We start from the raw sequence: 19,716 nt of genomic DNA, 5'->3' as shown, positions 1-19,716 counted from the left end.
CACATGGAAAAAACGATCTATTCCCGGGTGGGAGAGACCCTCTTCCACACCCGGCTCGAGAATGGCCTGCCCATTTATGTGAATGTAAAGCCCGGCTTCCGCAAGGCCTTCGCCTTCTTCGCCACCAACTACGGCGGGATGGATATGCGCTTTCAGCTGGACGGGACCTGGCAGGAGACCCCCGCCGGTGTGGCCCATTTTCTGGAGCACAAGATGTTCGACACCAAGGAGGGCAATGCCCTTCAGGATCTGGCGGCCAACGGCGCCTCTCCCAACGCCTTCACCAGCTCGGCCATCACCGGGTACTATTTTGAGTGCACCGAGAAGTTTGAGGAGAATCTGAAGACCCTCCTCTCCTTTGTCTCGGTCCCCTGGTTCACCCCCGAGAGCGTGGAGAAGGAGCAGGGCATCATCGGCCAGGAGATCCAGATGATCGAGGACGACCCTGAGTGGCAGGTCTTCATCCACCTGCTCTCCGGCCTGTATGAGCACCATCCCATCCGTGTCTCGGTGGCGGGCAGCCGGGAGTCCATCTCCCACATCACCGCCGACACCCTCTATGCCTGCCACAAGGCCTTCTACAATCCCGCCAACATGGTGCTGTGCGTGGCGGGCGATGTGGACCCGGAGCAGGTGGAGCGGCTCGCCCGGGAGATCCTTCCCAAAGATGGTCTCTCCGACATCCCCCGGGATTACGGCGGACCGGAGCCCACCCACGCGGCCCACAGTGTGCAGGAGCTGCACATGGAGGTCTCCACCCCCATCTTCCAGCTGGGCTTTAAGGCCGACCCCCTCCCCCAGGGGCCGGAGCACCTCAGGGGGGAGCTGATCGGCACTCTGGTCAGCGAGGTCCTGGCCGGTTCCTCCAGCCCCCTCTATGCCCGGCTCTACCGGGAGGGGCTCATCAACAAGAATTTCGGCAGCAGCTTTGAGGCCTATCCGGGCTGTGCCTTCCTGGCCGCGGGCGGCGAGAGCCGCTCTCCCGAGGCCGTGCGGGACGCCCTTCTGGAGGAGGCCCGCCGCCTGAGCGAGGAGGGGGTGGACGAGGCCCTCTTCCTGCGGCTGAAAAAGGCTCTCTACGGCGCCATGGTCCGGAGCCTCAACTCCTTTGAGCACGTCTGCATCGAGCAGGCCCAGAGCCACTTTGCGGGCGTGGATTACCTGGACTTCCCCGCTGTGTTTGACTCCATCGGCAGGGCCGACGTGGAGGAGGCGCTGCGCACCTGGTGCGTCCCTGCCCGCTCCACCCTGGCCGTGGTCCGGCCCAAGGAGGAAGCGCAGGCATGAGTCAGATCGTCACATTCCCGGGATTGGGGCTCTCCTTTGACCTCAATCCCATCCCCTTCTCCATCTTCGGCTGGCCCATCCACTGGTACGGGATCATCATCGCCGCGGGCTTTCTCCTGGCGGTGGCCTACTGTACCCGGGCCAGCAAGCGCTTCGGCATCCAGGAGGACGACCTGCTGGACATGCTGTTCTTTGCCGTTCCCCTGGGCATCCTGGGGGCGCGGCTCTACTACATCATCTTCTATCTGGACCTGTTCCGCACCGCCGACGGCTCCCTGGACTTTGCCAAAATGGTCCGGATCTGGGATGGAGGCCTGGCCATCTACGGCGGCGTGATCGCCTCGGCCCTCACCCTCCTGGTCTTCTGCAAGAAACGGCACATCCCCTTCCTGGCCTTTGCCGACCTGGGCGTGTTCGGCCTTCTGATCGGGCAGGCGGTGGGCCGCTGGGGCAACTTCGTCAACGTGGAGGCCTACGGCGGCGAGACCACCCTCCCCTGGCGCATGGGGATCACCGAGGTGGTCAATGGCGTGGAGGTCTACAAGGAGGTCCACCCCACCTTCCTCTATGAGTCCCTCTGGAATCTGGTGGGACTGGTCCTGCTCATTCTCATTGCCCGGAATTGGCGCAAGTTTGACGGGCAGATGTTTTACAGCTACCTGGCCTGGTACGGCGTGGGCCGCGGCATGATCGAGGGCCTGCGCACCGACAGCCTCTATTTCTTCGGCACCGGCATCCGGGTCTCCCAGATGCTGGGCTTTGCCTCCGCGCTGGTGGGTATCGCCCTGCTGGTCTGGAATCTGAAGGTGCGCCCCCATACCCCGGAGGAGCTGTGGGTCAACCGCTCCGCCGCGGTCAAGGCCGCCGGGGAGGGCGAACATGGCGGAGATTGACCGAAACGCTGCCGCCCGGGAAGTCCTCTCCTGGGTGCGCGGGGAAGCCGGACGCCTGGAAGTCCGGCCGGGTCTGGCCCTCCTCCTGGTGGAGGACGGATGGGACAGCCGCGCCTTCTCTGCCCAGCTGGAGCGTGAGGGCGAGGAATGCGGCATCTACTGCGAAGCGTACACCTTTCCCGCCCCGCTGCGGGAGGAGGCCGAGGAGCTTCTCCCCCTCCTGGAGACCCGGGGCGACCTCCACTGGGCGGTGCTCCTCCGGCGGGATGGGCTGGATCTGAGCGGCCACCTCTCCGCCTCCCTTCTGGAGCGGCTGGAGGGCTGGGGTATCCTGCCCGAGACCATCGCCCGCCTGACCCCGGAAGAGGCGCTCTTCCGCGCCCTTCTGCTGGCCGGGGCCATGGAGCGCGCCGGACAGGGTAACTGAGAAATATAACCGATAAGATAAGGGAGCGGCACGGTTGAATCAACCGTGCCGCTCCCTTTTTCCGCACTGTATAGGGGCCGTGGGCCCCATTATTTTTTTCCGGGATTCTGCTCAAAGAGGACCAGATTCAAATCCGGATCACAGAGGGCCAGAAACACATCCTTGGCCGAGTGTATCCGGCGCTCCTTTAACTGTTTTTCCAGCCAGGTCAGATTCAGCCCCATACGCTTCAGGTTGTCCTCCAGAATTCGGCCGTCCATGATGAGCTCGGTAAAGAGCTGCTCCTGCTTTGGGGACAGGTTCATGTCGTTTGGCGTGGCCGGGCGCTGGCTGCTCACCGGCAGGATGGTGAGCTTTCCATTGTACTCAAACACCGCGGTTTGGATGCTCGTAAGGTCAAAGTATCCCTGCTGGCGGCACATGACCATGAATTCGCTCAGATCCAGCTTGGCCTTCTTCAGATTCTCACGGTAGAGCTTTCCGCGATCCATCAGAATGGTGGGCGTGCCGTTGAGGTACTTCCGGGCCCTGGGAAGGCGGTTGGACAGAATGCTCAGCAGCACGGTCACCCCTCCGTACAGGAGCATGGCAACCAGCGGCTTCCACGGCTCTTCCAGCTCGGTGGCCATCTCGGCCGCGATGGACCCGACCGTGATTCCGGTGATATAGTCAAAAAAATCCAGCTGGGCGATCTGCTTGTGTCCGATCAGCTTGGCAATCAGAAACAGTGCGCCGAACGATCCGAGCGAGGTGAGGCAGAGAACCAAGAAGCGCATAACATTCCCCCTTTGGGGTAGTTTGCCCACAGCTTCTGCCAATACCCATTCCAAATGCTCCCACCGATCAGCTAACTTGCGTACAGATCACAGATAATGCTGACACACTTGTCGATCCCAATTTTTCCGCTGTCCAGGCACAGCTGATAGCTGTCGGCATTGCCCCACTCGGTACCCGTGTAGAGCTCGTAATAGGCTTTCCGCTTCCGATCCTTTTCGTGGAGACGCTGGGCGGGAGACTCCTCTCTCTGCCCATAGACCGACACGATGCGCGCGGCCCGCTGCTCATCCGAGGCGTGGATAAACACGGTCAGGCAATCGGCAAGATCCTGCAAAATGGAATCGGCGCAGCGTCCCACAATGACGCAGGGACCCTTTTCGGCCAGATCGGTAATGACTTCCTTCTGGGCCAGCCAGATCTTATCCATGGCAGACTGCCCGTCCCGGCCGCGGCTGGACAGGGCGTTTTCATAGAGCTTATCCGACAGGGCGTACTCACCGTATTTTTCCACGAACTCCTTTGCCAGACCGCTCTGCGCCGCGATTTTGTCGATCAGCTCACTGTCATAGCAGGGAATGCCCAGGGTTTCGGCCACCTTTTTGCCGATCGTTCTGCCGCCGCTGCCAAACTCCCGGCTGATGGTGACGATCCGGCTGCCAGATACCGGCGCGGCGGCGGGCGCCTGCTGGTGCATGACTTCCTGCATCACCGATTGCTTGAACCGGGCATACAGGGCCATTGCAATCAGGCAGGAGGCGGTATCGGTGATGGCCTGCACCCACATCAGGCCGTTGACCCCAAAGAGCGCATCCATCAGGAAGCACAGCACGGAGAAGATCACGCCCAGCCGGAGCACGGCCAGAAACAGAGAGGTCTTCCACTTGCCCACCGCCTGGAAAATGGAGTTGTACATATTGAAGAGGCTCATGCCCACCACACACCAGGACCAGCGGGCCAGGAAGACTCCGCCCACCTCAATGGTCTGGGCATCCGGGGTAAAGATCCGTACGATGGTCTCGGGCATGACCTGCACCAGCGCCAGGAAAATCAGGGAGAAGACCAGCAGGATCCGGAAAGAGAGATTGCAGACCTGATGGACCCGCTTGTGGTTCTTTACCCCGTAGTTATAGCCGATCAGAGGCATCACGCCCTGGGCAATGCCGATGCTGATGTGCAGGGCGATGGTACCGCACTTGGAGGCCACGCCATAGGAGGCCGAGAGGATGTTGCCGCCCTCATGGCTGAGGAGCAGTCCGTTGAGCAGGGAGATGGAGACCGACACCAGCAGCACCGAAATGGCCGCCGGGAAGCCAACCGCCAGGGACGCCCAGCAGACATTTTTCTCCAGAGAAACATATTTGGGCGAGATGGTCAGGACCGTTGTCTTTCGGATCTTGGCCAGTACGGCAAAAAAATACAGCATGGAGATGGTATTGGAGAGCATGGTAGCCAGCGCCGCGCCGGCCACATCCATCTGAACGACAAAAATAAAGACCGGGTCCAGGATGATGTTCATGACCCCGCCCAGGGTGAGACCGATACTGGCCTCCTTGGTCTTGCCGACGGCGCGCACCAGATGTCCCAGCACCAGGCCGGCCACCGTGGGAATACCGCCTATGACAAAGACCCAGCCCAGATAATCGCTGGTATAGCCAAAGGTCAGGTTATCCGCGCCAAAGAAAAAGAGAACCGGCCGCATGAAAATGGCCAGCAGAATGGACAAAACGGCAGTCAGTGCGAGAGAGCCCCAAAAGCTGAAGGAGGACGCCTTCTTCGCCGTGGCCTCATCGTTTTGGCCCATGCTGCGGGCAATGACGCTGTTGGCGCCGATGCCGAACAGATTGGCGACCGCCGTGAGCAGCGTATAGATGGGAAAGGTGATCGAGAGAGCGGCCAGCTGGTTGGGGTCTCCGATCTGTCCAATAAAGAAGGTATCCGCCAGCGAGTAGAGAATAACGATGATCTGGCTGACCACCGTAGGTACGGCCAGCTTGGCCACTGCCCTGCCTACCGGCATGGTGGTAAAGAGTTCCTTATCTTTTTTCATCGCTTATCTTCCTCCGGACGGCTGCGCCTGACGGACACGGTTCATGTTCTCCAGAGCGATGTCCAGCAGGCGGATGAATTCCTCCTGCTCCGCCTCACTCATCCCCTCCACCAGGGACTGCTGGGTCTCCAGGGCGATCTCTTTCAGAGGCATCTCCAGGGCCAGCCCCTGGTCCGTGGGCGTCAGGATGGCTTTCCGCGCATCCTCCTGATCTGCCTTTTTCTCGATCAGGCCCTTGCTCTCCAGACGGGAGAGAATGCCGGCCACCGTGGACTGGGAGAGCTGGAGCTGCTCTTTCAGACGGGCGGCGGTGATCCCCGGGTTCCGTAAGGCGGCGATCAGGGCGTCACTCTGCACGGAGGTGAGCCCGATGTGCTCCATCTTCAGGTTTCGATAATAGGTCACGGCGTTCCCCAGCTGTACGATCAGAGAAGCCGCGCGGAATTGTGTATTCTGAATCATATTCTCCCTCCATATTGAATCGCATAAGATGCATCGTATGCGATTTAATATACTCCTTTTCCGAGGAAAGTCAACCGTCTTTCCTTCGAAAAAAGAAAAGGATATCCATTCCGTAAACGTTGGACAGAGAAAAGCATTACACATGTGAATCTTTACCGGAGAGTAAATATTTTCTTGATTTTTGTGATATTGCGGCGATATATGCAGAATTTTTGTAACAGCTTTTGATATTTTTCCATCTTGTTTGGTTACAAAAATTTTATTAAAATGAATAAGATAACGATTATTGTTACTTTCTGTGTGTGTAAAGCTGTCTCCGACGATTGGAAGGACAACGCCGATGTAGCTTGGTTTACCGGGTCCGAGACTCAGTACATCCTCTCTACCCCTGAGGAACTTGCCGGATTGGCCCAGTTGGTCAATCAGGGGGAAAGCTTTCAGGGTAAGACTATCCTGTTAGGCGCTGATATGAATCTGGGCAACCGGGAGTGGACTCCCATTGGCGGAGGCGGATCTGGAAAGCAGTTTCAAGGTACCTTTGATGGAGATGGTCATACCATTTCCAACCTGAAGATTACCCGCGGACTGTCTTATACAGATAAGAATATTAGCATCGGATTTTTTGGCGCAACCCAGGGCGGCGTAGTGAAAAACTTCACGCTGCACAACGTGGATGTGACTGGCAGCGGCCGTGTAGCCGCAGTGGTAGGTGGGGATGCGAATGTAGAGTCCGGTATCACCAATGTCCATGTTACCGGCAGCATACAGATCTCCGGCTACTGGTATGTAGGGGCTATTTTAGGCAATGGCTATACTTCCATCTCGGACTGCTCCGTGGTGGGAGATGGCGCTGAAACCTCCTTTGTTTCCATCACCGGCGGATATGCCGGAGGAATTGTAGGTTTTATGGGGGAAGGAAATTGTGTTACTTCCGGCTGTACGGTCCGGGACCTTACGGTCCAGGGCGCCCATAACGGTATTGGCGGTGTCAGCGGCATCCTCCACTACGGCAACACCATCCAGGACTGCACTGCAGAAAATGTAGTGGTGTGGCAGACCGTCACCCCCGAGGAGGATGGCCGCATCTATGCCGGCGCCTTTGCCGGCACCTTTTTGGACAACGGCGGCAAGACTCCGCCCACCCTGGAGAACTGCGAATTCACCGGCGAAATTTACAGTGGCCCGGACCGGCAGGATATTCTGGAGGCAGAGCGCTATGTCGGCAGCCTGTGGTATGGCGCCCACCCCCCTGCCACGGTAAATATTGCGGGCTGCACCATCCATATGCCCGCTGTGGCCCAGGTCAACGGTCAGTCCTACTCTGATCTGAGCCGAGCCGCCGAGGCTGCCAAGCCCGGCGATACCATTTCTCTGCTGCGGGACATCACTTCCAGTACTTGGAGTACCATCCGCAATCTCTCCGGCATCACGCTGGAGGGCAATGGCCATGTACTGACCCTCAACACCCAGGCATTCCAATCCAATGGCGGCAACACCTTCCGCAATTTTACATTGGACCTTACCGGCAGTGCAGACGGGTACGGCATCGGCGCAGCTTCCGGCGACGTCTTCCAGAACGTGTCCTTTTTGAGCGGCAAAGATCTCTCGTATGGCATTTTTATCAGTGGTACCGACAACGACCATGAGACCGTCACAGTGGACAACTGTACCTTTGACGGCATGTCCCATGCCATTTATGATGATAAAGAGGGAAAACTGGAGTCCCTCATCGTCACCAACTCCACGTTGAAGGGCGGTGCCTGCCTGATCCTCTGCGCTCCCCAGGGCCAGTTCACTGGCAACACCCTGGACGGGACCAAGCTGAGTATCGCAGGCAATGACCAGAACGTCACCGGCAACACCCTCCGCAACGGCAGCAGCATTTCCTTCTATCAGGACGGCTCTATTTTTACCGGAAACCATATCCTGTCCGGCAGCTATCTGGAGTTTGTCCAGGACAACGACCAGAACTGGGACCTCCGGGACAATGACTTCGGCGAGGAGATCATCCTCACCACAGAAGTCGAGACGGTCTCTGTGATCCTCCCCACTCTGGAGAAAACGGGCTACACTTTTGCCGGTTGGCGTGAGGGAGAGACCACTTTCCTGGGGGGCGTCCCCTGCTCCCTCACCCAAAGTATGACGCTCACTGCCCAGTGGGAAAAGACCTCCTCTGCTGGGTCCGGCGGGGGCTCCAGCAGCGGGACTTCCGGCTCGGACCATAAGACAGAAACCACGGTCCATCCCGATGGCTCCATCACCACGATCGTGACCCAGCCCAACGGTACCGTCACCGAGACCACGACCGATCCCCAGGGCAACAAGACTCAGACCGTCACCAAGCCGGACGGGTCCAGCCAGACAACGGTATCCAATCAAAACGGTGCTTCCTCTGTGGTCACCACCGATAAAACCGGCCAGGTGGATGCCCAGGTGACCCTGCCCTCTACCGTGGTGGAGGATGCCGCCCAGATGGGGGAAGCCGTTGCGCTTCCCATGCCCGGCGTATCCGCCACCAACGACCGTGAGAATGCCCCCACGGTATCCGTGATTCTGCCATCCGGCACCTCGGCTAAGGTGGAGATCCCCGTCTCCAACGTGCCCCCCGGAACAGTGGCCATCATCATCAAGGAAGATGGGACCGAGGAGATTGTGAAGAACTCCATCCCCACCCAGACCGGTGTGACCATCACTCTGGAAAATGGGGAGACCGTAAAAATCGTGGATAACAGCAAGCGTTTTGAGGATGTAGAGGACAGCTATTGGGGCAGTGCGTACATTGACTTTACTTCTAGCCGGGAGATCTTCTCCGGTACCAGCCAGACTACTTTTACCCCTGAGCAGCCCATGACCCGGGCTATGCTCGTCACTGTGCTGGCCGCCTACGATGGCGCGGATATCTCTGTTTCTTCGGGCAGTTGGTATGAGGCCGGACAGCAGTGGGCTGTGGAGAAGGGTATCTCCGACGGCAGCGATATGGAAGAGATCCTTACCCGAGAGCAGCTGGCCGTGATGCTGTGGAACTATGCGGGCAAGCCTGCATCCAGCGGCGATGTGAGTGCCTATGCCGATGGCAGCGACACCAGTGCCTGGGCGACACAAGCTATGGCTTGGGCTGTGGAGCAGGAGTTGATCTCCGGTATGGGCAACGGAAGCCTGGCACCTCAGGGCAGCGCTACTCGCGTCCAAGTGGCGGCTATCCTCTATCATTTCATCAGCCGCATGGGCTGATTGATTCCATTCAAGCCCCATACGATTTGAAACAGAATTTATGACAAAAAAGAGAGCGAACTGACCAAGCAAAATCAGTTCGCTCTCTTTTTATAAATCATGAAAAGAGGTTGCCAAATCGTTGCCACAGAGGGAATCCGGCCTCAGAAAACCAGTGTCTTCCAGTTGCCTGGGTTACTCCCACTCGATGGTCCCGCTGGGCTTCGGCGTCAGATCGTAGAGCACCCGGTTGACCCCCTTGACCTCGGAGGTGATGCGCTGGGTGATCTTCTGCAGCAGAGCAAAGGGCACATCCTCCACAGTGGCGGTCATGGCGTCCACGGTATTGACCGCACGCAGGATCACCGGCCAATCAAAGGTGCGCACATTGTCCCGCACGCCCACCGACTTGAAGTCGGGCACCACGGTGAAATACTGCCACACCTTGCCCTGGAGGCCCGCCTGGGCAAACTCCTCCCGCAGGATGGCGTCGCTCTCCCGGACGGCCTCCAGCCGGTCCCGGGTGATGGCGCCCAGGCAGCGCACGCCCAGGCCGGGGCCCGGGAAGGGCTGACGGTATACCATGGAATCGGGCAGACCCAGCGCGGCGCCGCAGGCGCGCACCTCGTCCTTGAAGAGCATCTTCAGGGGCTCCACCAGTTCAAACTTCAGGTCCTCCGGCAGTCCGCCCACATTGTGGTGGCTCTTCACCGCCTTCACGGTCTTGGTGCCCGACTCGATGATGTCGGGATAGATGGTGCCCTGGGCCAGGAAGTCGATACCGTCCAGCTTGCGGGCCTCCTCTTCAAAGACCCGAATGAACTCCCCGCCGATGATCTTCCGCTTTTCCTCGGGGTCGGCCACACCGGCCAGCTTGTCCAGGAAGCGGTCCACCGCGTCCACATAGATGAGGTTGGCGTCCATCTCATCCCGGAACACCTTGACCACCTGCTCGGGCTCCCCCTTGCGCAGCAGGCCGTGGTTCACATGGACGCAGGTCAGCTGCTTGCCGATGGCCTTGATGAGCAGCGCCGCCACCACCGAGGAGTCCACGCCGCCGGAGAGGGCCAGCAGGACCTTCTTGTCCCCCACCTGCCGGCGGATGAGCTCCACCTGATCGGCGATGAAGTTCTCCATATTCCAGTTGGCCTGAGCGCCGCAGACCCCAAAGACGAAGTTGGAAAGAGCGGCCTTCCGCTCCTCCGGATCGGCGGGCCAGGGGGCGTCTCCCCCGTGATCGGCCAACAGGACCGGAACAGGGGCATTGTAGATCTCTTTGGAGACGTCGATCTCCACGCCGTCCACCACGCGGTTGGGGCCGCCGTTGAGAATGACGCCCTTCACGTTGGGGAGCGCGGCCAGCTCCTCCGCCGTGATGTCATGGGGATGGATCTCACTGTACACGCCAAGGGCACGGATCTCCCGGGCCAGTCGAGGGTTCTCTTCACTGCCCAGATCCAGAATGACGATCACGTCCTGCTTCATCGCAGTCCCTCCTATGTCAGATTCTGGTCTTATCCTACCATACCGGCGCACGGGCCGCAAGAGATTTGGTCGAATTCCGCCGTTATCCCGCCCGGCGTTCCAGTGCCTGACCCACCCGGCGGCCCACCAGTAGGGCCAGGGCGATCTTGATGGCGTCCGGGAGCACAAAGGGCAGCACGCACAGTCCCAGCGCCGCCGAGAGGCTCATGGGGCCGGAGGTCCGGGTATATACCGCCAGGAACCAGGCCGTCCCAAATGCATAGCAGACCACCAGACCCAGCACCATGGACAGCGCCAGGACCCATCCGCGGCGGCCCAGGAGCCGCTCCATCCCCCACACGGTCAGGGCAGAGCCCAGAAAGCCCAGGATATAGCCGCCGGTGGCCCCCAGGAGAACGCCGATCCCTCCTTTAAATCCCGCAAAGACCGGCAGGCCCACCATGCCCATCAGCAGATAGACGGCCACCGCCGCGCTCCCCCGCTTTCCGCCCAGGATGGCCACTGCCGCGAAAATACCGAAGGTCTGCAAGGTAAAGGGAACCGCCGCGGGAATGGAGATCCAGGCGCACAGCGCGATCACCGCCGCCATCAGTGCACACTCGGCCAGCGCCCGGGTCCTGCCCCGGGAAAGAGTCTTTGTATCCATGTCACATCCTCCTATGTTCGGTATGATTCTGCCTGGAACTTTACCATATCCCGGATTGATTGTCAACTTAATTTTATTACTGGTTTACAATCAAGTGAGAGCGTTGACAATATCGAGGCGCGATATTATAATATCAATAGACGATATCGACTCTTGATATTAGAGGTGAGATTTATGGCAAAGAAAGCTCTGGAGGCCCTGAGCGAGCCCATGTTCTATGTCCTGATGGCCTTTCAGCCCGGACCCCGCTGCGGCACAGAGATCGCCTCCTCTGTGGAGAAGCGCACCCAGGGGCGGGTGAGGCTGGGCCCGGGCACCCTCTATACCATTCTGGCCAAATTTGAGGAGGAGGGCCTCATCCGGGAGCAGTCCATCCTGGGCCGGAAGCGCACCTATTCCCTCACCGAGCTGGGGGAACAGCGCTACCAGGAGGAACTCCGCCGCCTGAGCGCCTGCCTGCGGGACGCGGCCGAGACCGAGCGTGAGCTGAGTGCCACCCCGGTTCCGACGGGAGAGGAGGGGGCGCAATGGGCCTGAGCTCCTCCCGGCGTCCCCGGCTGGTCCCCCGGCTGAACTACGTAGACCCCTGGGACATCCCCGCCATGGAGAGCTGGCTGGTCCAGATGGCCGCCCAGGGGCTCTACTTCGTCCGCTGTTCCAAGGGTCTGCTCTGGTTCCGGCGGGACACCCCTGGGGTGGTCCGCTACCGGCTGGATGCCATCTCTCCGCTCTCCCCCACCCCGGACCTGGAGACCTTTCAGCAGGCCCGGGAGATGGGCTGGCTCTATGTGGGAAAGCTGGGGCAGTTCTCTCTCTACCGCTGTGACGACCCGGACGCTCCGGAGCTCCACACCGACCCTCTCACCCAGAGCATGACCCTGGAGCTGCTGGAACAGTCCATCCGGCGGAATGTGAGCCTGTGTACCCCCCTCTTTCTGCTGGGCATTGGTATGATCCTTGCCGGATTTCTGGGCGGCCGCCCTCCCGTGCTTCAGTTGGTGGAGAGCTCCGCCGCCTTCTCCATGCTGGTCTCCCTTCTTCTGGACCTGATCGTCCTCGCCTGGCTGCTCCTCCAGTGCCGCCGGTTCTGCCGTCTGCGCCGCAGCCTCCGGGAGGGCAACCCCATGGAACACCGGACCGGCCGCTTCCGGGGACAGGTGGCCCGGAGCCGGTTCCTGATTCTCTTCGCGCTGCTCTTCGCAGTGCTCTCGGCCGGTATCTCCGTCCGCTCTATCTCCGGGCGGGAGCGCTGGAACATCACGCCGGAGCAGCCCTCTCCCCTCTCCTTTCATCTCACCCACATTGAGACCGATCCCGCCTTCACCTACCGCCACCTCTATCTCTCAGACCGGGACATGGAAAATCACGTACAAGCGGCGTGGTCCCTCTTCGCCCCCGCCCAGTATGAGATCGAAGAGGGCGGCGAGGTCCCCGGTCGGAACTGGCCGGATAACAGCGGGACCTATTCCCCCTCCTTCCGCCTCTCCTACTACCGGCTCACCCTGCCCTTCCTGGCAGAACCCCTCCTCCGGGCGCTGATCCAGGAGGAGTACGACGACTGGTATGCCTATGAGCTGGAGCACGAGCCGGGGCGCTACCAGTTCCTCCGGGTGGACCAGCCCGGCCTGGACGAGACCGCCCTGGTCTACGACGCGGTGGAAGATACCTGGGAGATGCTCTTTGCCCGGCGGGGCGCCCAGGTGGTCGTCCTGCGCTACTACGGCCTGGAAGATCTGTCCGCCGCACTGCCCGCCCTGGCCCAGGCCCTCGCCTGATAATCCACAAAAAGACCGCTGCCTCTCTCCCGGAGGTCGCGGTCTTTTTGTGTTTCTCTTCCGGTACATGGGATTCTGCACAGGTGTTTCTCGGTTTTAGACTCTAAAGTTCAGTCTTTTTTACCAATCCATTTCAGGCAAACAAAGCACTTTGTACAAATTTCAAGATCAAAAAGAATTGCTCTTGTATTTGTGATACAAACGATGTAGAATAATGCTGTAAACTTATAAGGACAGCGTACAACTTATAAGGATTGTGAGGATGTCGGAATGGCTGCAACCAATCTTAGCTCGTATATGGCGGTGAAACGCCGCCTCCTGGACATGTTTCGCAGTGAGACCTTTCCAGGCAACAAACTCCCGCCCGAGGATCAGCTGGCCAAGCGCCTTGGCATCAGTCTGGTCACCCTGCGGGAGGCACTGATGATGCTCACCCTGGAGGGGTATCTCACTAAGCGGCACGGCGTGGGCAATTTCATCCACCCCAGCGCGCTGGACCCCACGAACCGGGTGGACCAGGGTTTCTCCTTTGCCGACACCTTCCGGCGCAACGGCCGCACCCCCGGGATGAAGATGCTCTTTCTGGGGATCGAGCCGGCCTCCCCTGCGCTGGCGGAGCGGCTCCAGGTCCAGCCGGAGAGCCTGCTCCAGCGCTACGAGACCATTTACACGGCCGATGATCACCCGGGCGTCTTTACCATCAGCCGCCTCTCCCTGGATCTGGTCAAGCGCCCCTTCCGGCCGGAGGAGCAGAACTGGTACATCCATGAGTGCATCTGGGACCACTGCGGGAAAAAGCTGGCCCACTCCCTCAACGATTACCAGGCCGTGGCCGCGGACGAAAAGGTCGCCGCCCTCTTTGAGCTCCCCAAAGGAACTCCCCTTCTCTACTGCGAACAGCTCTTCTATGATGTGCAGGATGTGCCCGTCCTGCTCAACGTCCACTACTTCCATCCCCAGCACTATGGGATGCGCGTGCTCCAGAACTGGAACATCGGCGCACAGTCATAACCCAACCGGATTTTGGAGAGAAAGGATGCATTGACGATGCGAGACATTACCCTTCACATCAACGGCACAGACCACGCCCTTCAAATCGAGGACAACTGGACCCTGCTCTATGTACTGCGGGAGGTTTTGAACCTGACCGGCACCAAGTACGGCTGCGGCACCAACGACTGCGGCGCCTGCAAGGTCCTGGTGGACGGCGTGCCCAAGAACTCCTGCGTGCTGCTGGCCCGCAACCTGGAGGGCGCGGACATTCTCACCATCGAGGGCGTCAGCCACGACGGCCACCTCCACCCTGTCCAGCAGGCCTTTGTGGACGCCGGAGCCATCCAGTGCGGCTACTGCACCCCCGGTATGGTCATGACCTCTCTGGCGCTGCTGGCCAACAACCCAGACCCCAGCGAGGATGAGATCCTCACCGCGCTGGAGGGCAACCTGTGCCGCTGCACCGGATACAAGAAGATCGTGGAGGCCGTTCAGCTCACCGCCCGCCGGATGCGGGAGGACGACGGCGCCCAGCAGGGTTAAATGAGGAGGGAACCAGTATTATGAAGTACATCGGACAGCCCACCCCCACCATTGACGCCGTGGCCAAGGTCACCGGCGAGGCCGTTTACACCGACGACCTGCGCTTCCCCGGTATGCTCTGGGGCAAGGTCCTGACCAGCCCCGTGGCTCACGCCCGCATCCGCTCCATCGACACCAGCAAGGCCGAGGCACTGCCCGGCGTGCGGGCCGTCATCACCTATCAGGACTCCCCCAAGACCTGCTTCAACCGCATCATGCGCTGGGCCAAGGACGGCATCCCCGCCACCGAGCGGGTGCTGGACGACGTGGTCCGCTTTGTGGGCGACGAGGTGGCCGCTGTGGCCGCCGACACCGAGGCCATCGCCCAGAAGGCCATCAAGCTCATCGAGGTGGACTATGAGGAGCTCCCCGCCGTCTTTGATCCCGAGGAGGCCCTGAAGGAGGACGCTCCCCACATCTACCCCGAGGGCAACCTGCTCAAGGCCCAGCGGGCCGAGTGCGGCGACGTGGACGCCGCTCTGGCCGAGGCCGACGTGGTGGTGGAAAACGCCCTCTCCACCCAGATGATCCACCACGGCGCCATTGAACCCCACCAGTGCATCGCCCGCTGGAACCGGGGCGACTATCTGGAGGTGTGGGAGCCCCAGCAGGGCGTCCACCGGGTCCAGATCATGCTGGGCCAGATCTTCGGCCTGCCCTATACCAAGATCGCCATTCACGGCGGACTCATCGGCGGCACCTTTGGCGGAAAGGACGGCGTCCTGCTGGAGCCCATCGCCCTGCTGCTCTCCAAGAAGGCCGGCGGCAAGGTGGTCAAGATCCGCTACAACCGCACCGAGTCCATGGTCTCCACCTACACCCGCCATGCCATCAAGCTCTACGGCAAGATGGCCGTGCAGAAAGACGGCACCATGACCGGCTTTGAGATCCGCTCCTTCATGAATTCCGGCCCCTACTGCGGCGGCAGCATCAACGTCCAGGCCGCTATGTGCGGAAAGATGTTCAAGGTATACCAGGCCCCCAACCAGCGCTTTGACGGCAAGGCGGCCTATACCAATACCCCTGTGGGCGGCGCCATGCGTGGCTTCGGCTCCCCCAAGGTCTTCACCACCCTGGAGCTTCTGGTCAACAAGGCGGCCAAGGCAGTCCATATGGACCCCGTGGATTTCCGCGAGCGCAACCTGGTCCGCCCCTACGGTCTGGATCGGGGTGCCAACGACACCCTGGGCAACGCCCGGGTCCACGACTGTCTGGTCAAGGGCGCAGAGCTCTTCCGCTGGAAGGAGAAGCTGGCCGGCAAGGCCGCCAAGGAGACCGACCGCTATGTCTACGGCTACGGCGTGGCCACCGCCCTGCACGGCAACGGCGTGGCTCCCTTTGCCCCCGACATCACCGTGGCTGAGCTGATGGTCCATGAGGACGGCTCCGTCCTGCTGCGCACCGGCCTCACGGACCACGGCGCGGGCACCTATACTCTGATGAAGCAGATCGTGGCCGAGACCCTGGACATTCCCTTCGATCAGATCGAACTGACCCACTCGGATACCCACAGCTGCCCCTATGACATGGGTTCGGGCGCCAGCCGGAACACCTGGTCGGGCGGCGCCGCGGTGGAGACGGTCTCCCGCCAGATGGAGCAGACCCTCCGCGCTGTGGCCGCCGACGCCCTGGGCTGCCCGGTGGAGCAGGTCCAGCACAGCGACGGCGCCTACTGGACCGAGGGCAGCGACACCCGTCTGACCCGGGCGGACCTGGCCTGCTACGCCTATGACCACCAGAAGCGCAAGCTGCTGGAGACGGTCTCCTACTGCTCCGACCACAACGCCGGCTCTTACGGCGCCCATTTTGCCGAGGTGCGGGTGGATAAGCAGACCGGCGAGGTCAAGGTCACCGACTATCTGGCCGTGTGCGATGTGGGCACTGCCCTCAATCCCATGCTGCTGGAGGGCCAGATCGAGGGTGCCGTTCTGATGGGCATGGGCATGGCCCTCTTTGAAGGCCTCCAGCTGGACGAGAAGGGACGCCCCATCAATGCCAATCTGAAGAAATACCGTCTGCCCCGCTCCACCGACCTGCCCCCCATCTCCATCCACTTCGTGGAGGAGTTCGAGCAGGGCGGCCCCTACGGCGGCAAGAGCATCGGCGAGGCCTCCATCGTCCCGGTGGTCCCCGCCATCGTGGGCGCGGTCAACGACGCCCTGAACGCCGACCTCCACGTGCTGCCCCTGACCCCCGATCGGGTCAAGGCCGCCATGGAAGGCCGTAGCTGATTCCCCACGACTTTGGAGGGCAGAGCTTCCGCCTCTGTGCGGTAAGGCCGTCTTCCGCATCCATTTTCCTCTTGACGGCCCGTCAAAAACATCCTACCATAAAAGGCAGAAAAGAAGGATTTTATCTCGTTGTTTTCTCTGTCAGAATGCCGTCAGGCAGTTTCCCGGTATAGACCGATCAACGAAAGGAGCGCATCTCTCATGGTAAAAATTCTTGGTATCTGTGGTAGCCCCCGCAAAAAATCTGCCTACACCGCCCTGAAGGCCGCTCTCGAGGCCGCCGAGGCCACCGGCGACGTGGAAGTCGAGCTGGTGGAGCTCCGTGGCCGCAAGCTCAATTTCTGCATCCACTGCAACCAGTGCACCAAGCAGGGGGTCACCTACTGCCCCGTCTATAAGGACGACGGCATGACCGAGCTCTATGAAAAGTTCTATAACGCAGACGGGTACATCATCGCCACGCCTGTGTATGAGATGAATATCACCGCCCAGCTGGCCACCTTCTTCAACCGCTTCCGTCCCACCTGGACCATTCTGAAGGACAACCCCGACTTCTTCGCCCGCAAGGTGGGCGGCGCCATCGCCGTGGGCGGTACCCGCAACGGCGGCCAGGAAATGGCCATCAACGGGATCCTGGGCTTCTATCACACCCAGGGCATCACTGTCTGCAACGGCGGCGTCTGCGTCTATGCCGGCGCCAGTCTGTGGAATCCCGGCGACGGCTCGGGCACCATGGACGATCCCGAGGGTCTGGAGAAGGCCCAGGGCATCGGCCGCAAGGTGGCCATGCTCACCAAGCTCCTGGCCCCCGCCAAGGAGTAATACAAGGATGAAATGCCCGGCCTGCACAAGCAGGCCGGGTTTTCTCTTGCCGGCGGGAGGGCGTACGGGACTTGCCGCCCGGTGCTCCTCCCATTATAATAGGGTCTGCCGGAGCACTGCACTTCGGCCCATGTAAGGATGTTCTGTCCGAGCGACAGAGGAAAGGAGCTTTTTATGGCCGACATCATCGACATCACTTCCTTCCGCTCCCCCGCCGCGCCGGAAGAGGAGCGCAGACAGGCCCTTCTCGCCCAGCTGGCCCAGGTAAAGGAGGAAATTGCCCGGCTGGATCTGGAGGAACCGGAGGATATGGAGAGCGAGGCCTATGAGGTCTGGGGCGACCGCCGGGAAGCGCTGGAGGACCAGGCCGACGATCTGATGGACCAGCTGGATGAGCTGGACTCCTGATCCTGTCTCTCATCATATATTGACGTTCTTCTATCTGTATGGTATAATCCGTTTATAACATATCGATATTTTTCTATTTATTCAGGTAAGAGGAGGGCCGTGTATGACCCACGAAGAATTGGCCAAAGTATGCAAAGCGCTGGCTGACCCCAAGCGGCTGCAAATTCTCTCCATGCTCTCCCAGCAGCCCTTGTGCGCCTGCAAGATTCTGGAGGCCTTCTCCATCACACAGCCCACCCTCTCCCACGATATGAAGCTCCTGTGCGGCGCAGGCCTTGCCATCCCGGAGAAGCGGGGCCGCTGGACCCACTACACCCTGAACCGCGACACTCTCCACAGCGTCCGCCAGGCCATCGACGGCCTGATGGACGCCCTGGAGTCGGCCGCATGTCCCGCCGGACCGGAGGCCCCTGCCCCAGGCACCACTTTGAAAGGAGATCCCGCCATGCAGACAGAACACAGCACCAAGCTCTATGTCCTTACCGGCTTCCTCGGCGCCGGAAAAACCACCCTGCTCCTCCGCCTCCTGGACGCGCTCCAGGGCCGCCGCATCGGCGTCATTCAGAACGAATTCGGCAAGCTGGGAATCGACGGCACCATCCTCCGCAATGACAATATCCAGATGGTGGAGGTCAACCGCGGCTCCATCTTCTGCTCCTGTCTCAAGCTCCAGTTTGTCCAGGCGCTGGCCGAGATGGCCGCGCAGAACTTGGAGTACCTCTTTGTGGAGAGCTCCGGTCTGGGCGATCCCTCCAATGTGGAGGAGATTTTGCAGGCGGCCCAGGTGGCGGCCGGCGCATCCTACGAGTTCCGGGGCGTGATCTGTCTGGTGGACGCCGTAAACTTCCTGGAGCAGCGCGGCGACCTGGAGACCGTCAACCGGCAGCTCAAGCACTGCCACCTGGCAGTCATCACCAAGACCGACCTGGTCTCCCCCGCTCAGCTGGAGGAAGTGGTCCGGGCCATCCGGGAGATCAACCCGGTCTGTCCCATCGAGCAGAGCCAGATGGGCTCCCTCTCGCCCCAGTTCCTCCAGGACGACCTGCTCCTCTATCAGTGGGCAGAGGGCGAGGAGACCACCAACTCCGCGGAGACCAAGCCCAAGACCCTCTTCATGGATTTCTCCGGGACCGTGACCCGGGAGCAGCTCACCGCCTTCCTCCGGGAGATCCAGTCCGATCTCTACCGCTGCAAGGGCTTCTTCCACCTGGCAGACGAGGGCTGGAACCAGGTGGACCTGGTAGGCTCCCGCATCGACTGGAAGCCCTGTGAGGAAAAGGAGCTCTCCCAGCTGGTCTTTATTTCCCGGATCGGTCCGGCCGTCATCAAACATATCTTCTCTGCCTGGGAGACCTGTGTCGGGCAGGAGATGAAACTGCGCAACTGATCAGGAGGTCATGGATATGGATATCAAGGTAATCGGTGCCGGATGCGACAAGTGCGGCAAGCTCTACACCAACACGCTGGAGGCCCTGTCCGAGCTGGGCGTGGAGGTCCCGGTGGAAAAGGTGGAGGGACTGATGGAGATCGTGTCCCTGGGCGTGATGTCCTCCCCTTCCCTGATGGTGAACGGTAAGCTTCTCATCGCCGGACGTATCGCCAGCAAGGGCGAGATCGTGGATCTGCTGCGCCCGTATCTGTCGTAAGTTCCCCTTTCACGAACCATTTTAT

At 60.5% G+C, this 19,716-nt stretch carries 18 protein-coding genes; 13 read left to right on the top strand and 5 right to left on the bottom strand.

Annotation, left to right across the window (positions count from 1 at the left end):
• Positions 1–3 precede the first annotated feature (3 nt).
• Genes yfmH through H8S34_RS13550 form a run of 3 tightly spaced genes read left to right on the top strand, consistent with a single transcriptional unit; the run spans position 4 to position 2,607 of the window.
• On the top strand, positions 4–1,287 hold the full coding sequence (gene yfmH / locus H8S34_RS13560; protein ID WP_186964278.1) for an EF-P 5-aminopentanol modification-associated protein YfmH: 1,284 nt from the start codon (positions 4–6) through the stop codon (positions 1,285–1,287).
• Positions 1,284–2,180: a prolipoprotein diacylglyceryl transferase gene (gene lgt / locus H8S34_RS13555; protein WP_101693034.1), complete on the top strand. Its 897-nt coding sequence runs from the start codon at positions 1,284–1,286 to the stop codon at positions 2,178–2,180. Before yfmH ends, lgt begins: the two co-directional genes overlap by 4 nt.
• Positions 2,167–2,607 (top strand): hypothetical protein, encoded by a 441-nt coding sequence (locus H8S34_RS13550; protein WP_186964277.1) that lies wholly within the window; start codon positions 2,167–2,169, stop codon positions 2,605–2,607. Before lgt ends, H8S34_RS13550 begins: the two co-directional genes overlap by 14 nt.
• Before the next feature lie 89 nt (positions 2,608–2,696).
• Here H8S34_RS13550 and H8S34_RS13545 read toward each other — a convergent pair whose 3' ends face one another.
• The 3 genes from H8S34_RS13545 to H8S34_RS13535 form a co-directional block, all read right to left on the bottom strand.
• Positions 2,697–3,383, bottom strand: a complete 687-nt coding sequence (locus H8S34_RS13545; RefSeq protein WP_186964276.1) for a YetF domain-containing protein — start codon at positions 3,381–3,383, stop codon at positions 2,697–2,699.
• 71 nt (positions 3,384–3,454) lie between these two features.
• Positions 3,455–5,431 (bottom strand): MATE family efflux transporter, encoded by a 1,977-nt coding sequence (locus tag H8S34_RS13540; protein WP_186964275.1) that lies wholly within the window; start codon positions 5,429–5,431, stop codon positions 3,455–3,457.
• A 3-nt stretch (positions 5,432–5,434) separates the two neighbouring features.
• The gene (locus tag H8S34_RS13535) at positions 5,435–5,893 is read right to left on the bottom strand and encodes a MarR family winged helix-turn-helix transcriptional regulator (RefSeq protein ID WP_186964274.1); all 459 of its coding nucleotides are present in this window, start codon (positions 5,891–5,893) and stop codon (positions 5,435–5,437) included.
• Positions 5,894–6,193: 300 nt separating this feature from the next.
• Here H8S34_RS13535 and H8S34_RS15490 point away from each other — a divergent pair, with 300 nt between their 5' ends.
• Positions 6,194–9,124 carry an S-layer homology domain-containing protein gene (locus H8S34_RS15490; protein WP_186964273.1) on the top strand — a complete coding sequence of 977 codons (2,931 nt, stop codon included), beginning with the start codon at positions 6,194–6,196 and terminating at the stop codon, positions 9,122–9,124.
• A gap of 174 nt (positions 9,125–9,298) precedes the next feature.
• Here the strand turns inward: H8S34_RS15490 and guaA are convergent, their stop codons facing one another.
• Both guaA and H8S34_RS13520 read right to left on the bottom strand, forming a co-directional pair.
• Positions 9,299–10,588 (bottom strand): glutamine-hydrolyzing GMP synthase, encoded by a 1,290-nt coding sequence (guaA, locus tag H8S34_RS13525; RefSeq protein WP_186964272.1) that lies wholly within the window; start codon positions 10,586–10,588, stop codon positions 9,299–9,301.
• Positions 10,589–10,670: 82 nt separating this feature from the next.
• Positions 10,671–11,234 carry a biotin transporter BioY gene (locus tag H8S34_RS13520; protein ID WP_101693026.1) on the bottom strand — a complete coding sequence of 188 codons (564 nt, stop codon included), beginning with the start codon at positions 11,232–11,234 and terminating at the stop codon, positions 10,671–10,673.
• A 174-nt stretch (positions 11,235–11,408) separates the two neighbouring features.
• Between H8S34_RS13520 and H8S34_RS13515 the strand changes: the two genes are divergently transcribed.
• The 9 genes from H8S34_RS13515 to H8S34_RS13470 all read left to right on the top strand — a co-directional run bounded on the left by H8S34_RS13515 (position 11,409) and on the right by H8S34_RS13470 (position 19,691).
• Positions 11,409–11,771: a PadR family transcriptional regulator gene (locus H8S34_RS13515; RefSeq protein ID WP_186964271.1), complete on the top strand. Its 363-nt coding sequence runs from the start codon at positions 11,409–11,411 to the stop codon at positions 11,769–11,771.
• Positions 11,762–13,009, top strand: a complete 1,248-nt coding sequence (locus H8S34_RS13510; protein ID WP_186964270.1) for a DUF2812 domain-containing protein — start codon at positions 11,762–11,764, stop codon at positions 13,007–13,009. Before H8S34_RS13515 ends, H8S34_RS13510 begins: the two co-directional genes overlap by 10 nt.
• A gap of 297 nt (positions 13,010–13,306) precedes the next feature.
• Positions 13,307–14,020, top strand: coding sequence for a GntR family transcriptional regulator (locus H8S34_RS13505; RefSeq protein ID WP_186964269.1), 714 nt, complete (start codon positions 13,307–13,309; stop codon positions 14,018–14,020).
• A gap of 36 nt (positions 14,021–14,056) precedes the next feature.
• The gene (locus H8S34_RS13500; RefSeq protein WP_101693022.1) at positions 14,057–14,545 is read left to right on the top strand and encodes a (2Fe-2S)-binding protein; all 489 of its coding nucleotides are present in this window, start codon (positions 14,057–14,059) and stop codon (positions 14,543–14,545) included.
• Positions 14,546–14,565: 20 nt separating this feature from the next.
• Entirely contained in the window at positions 14,566–16,815 is a 2,250-nt protein-coding gene (locus H8S34_RS13495) for a xanthine dehydrogenase family protein molybdopterin-binding subunit (protein ID WP_101693021.1), read from the top strand.
• Positions 16,816–17,016: 201 nt separating this feature from the next.
• On the top strand, positions 17,017–17,637 hold the full coding sequence (locus H8S34_RS13490; protein ID WP_101693020.1) for a flavodoxin family protein: 621 nt from the start codon (positions 17,017–17,019) through the stop codon (positions 17,635–17,637).
• A gap of 174 nt (positions 17,638–17,811) precedes the next feature.
• The gene (locus tag H8S34_RS13485; RefSeq protein ID WP_101693019.1) at positions 17,812–18,045 is read left to right on the top strand and encodes a hypothetical protein; all 234 of its coding nucleotides are present in this window, start codon (positions 17,812–17,814) and stop codon (positions 18,043–18,045) included.
• 103 nt (positions 18,046–18,148) lie between these two features.
• Complete coding sequence (locus tag H8S34_RS13475; RefSeq protein WP_346728014.1) at positions 18,149–19,432, top strand: metalloregulator ArsR/SmtB family transcription factor; 1,284 nt, start codon at positions 18,149–18,151, stop codon at positions 19,430–19,432.
• A gap of 16 nt (positions 19,433–19,448) precedes the next feature.
• Positions 19,449–19,691, top strand: coding sequence for a thioredoxin family protein (locus H8S34_RS13470; protein WP_101693018.1), 243 nt, complete (start codon positions 19,449–19,451; stop codon positions 19,689–19,691).
• The last annotated feature ends 25 nt before the right edge of the window (positions 19,692–19,716 follow it).

It is taken from the genome of Pseudoflavonifractor hominis, from assembly GCF_014288125.1.
In the GTDB taxonomy this organism is placed as follows: domain Bacteria; phylum Bacillota; class Clostridia; order Oscillospirales; family Oscillospiraceae; genus Pseudoflavonifractor_A; species Pseudoflavonifractor_A gallinarum.
The sequence above is the reverse complement of the archived record's forward strand: the minus strand, read 5'-3'. Positions and strand labels throughout refer to the sequence as shown.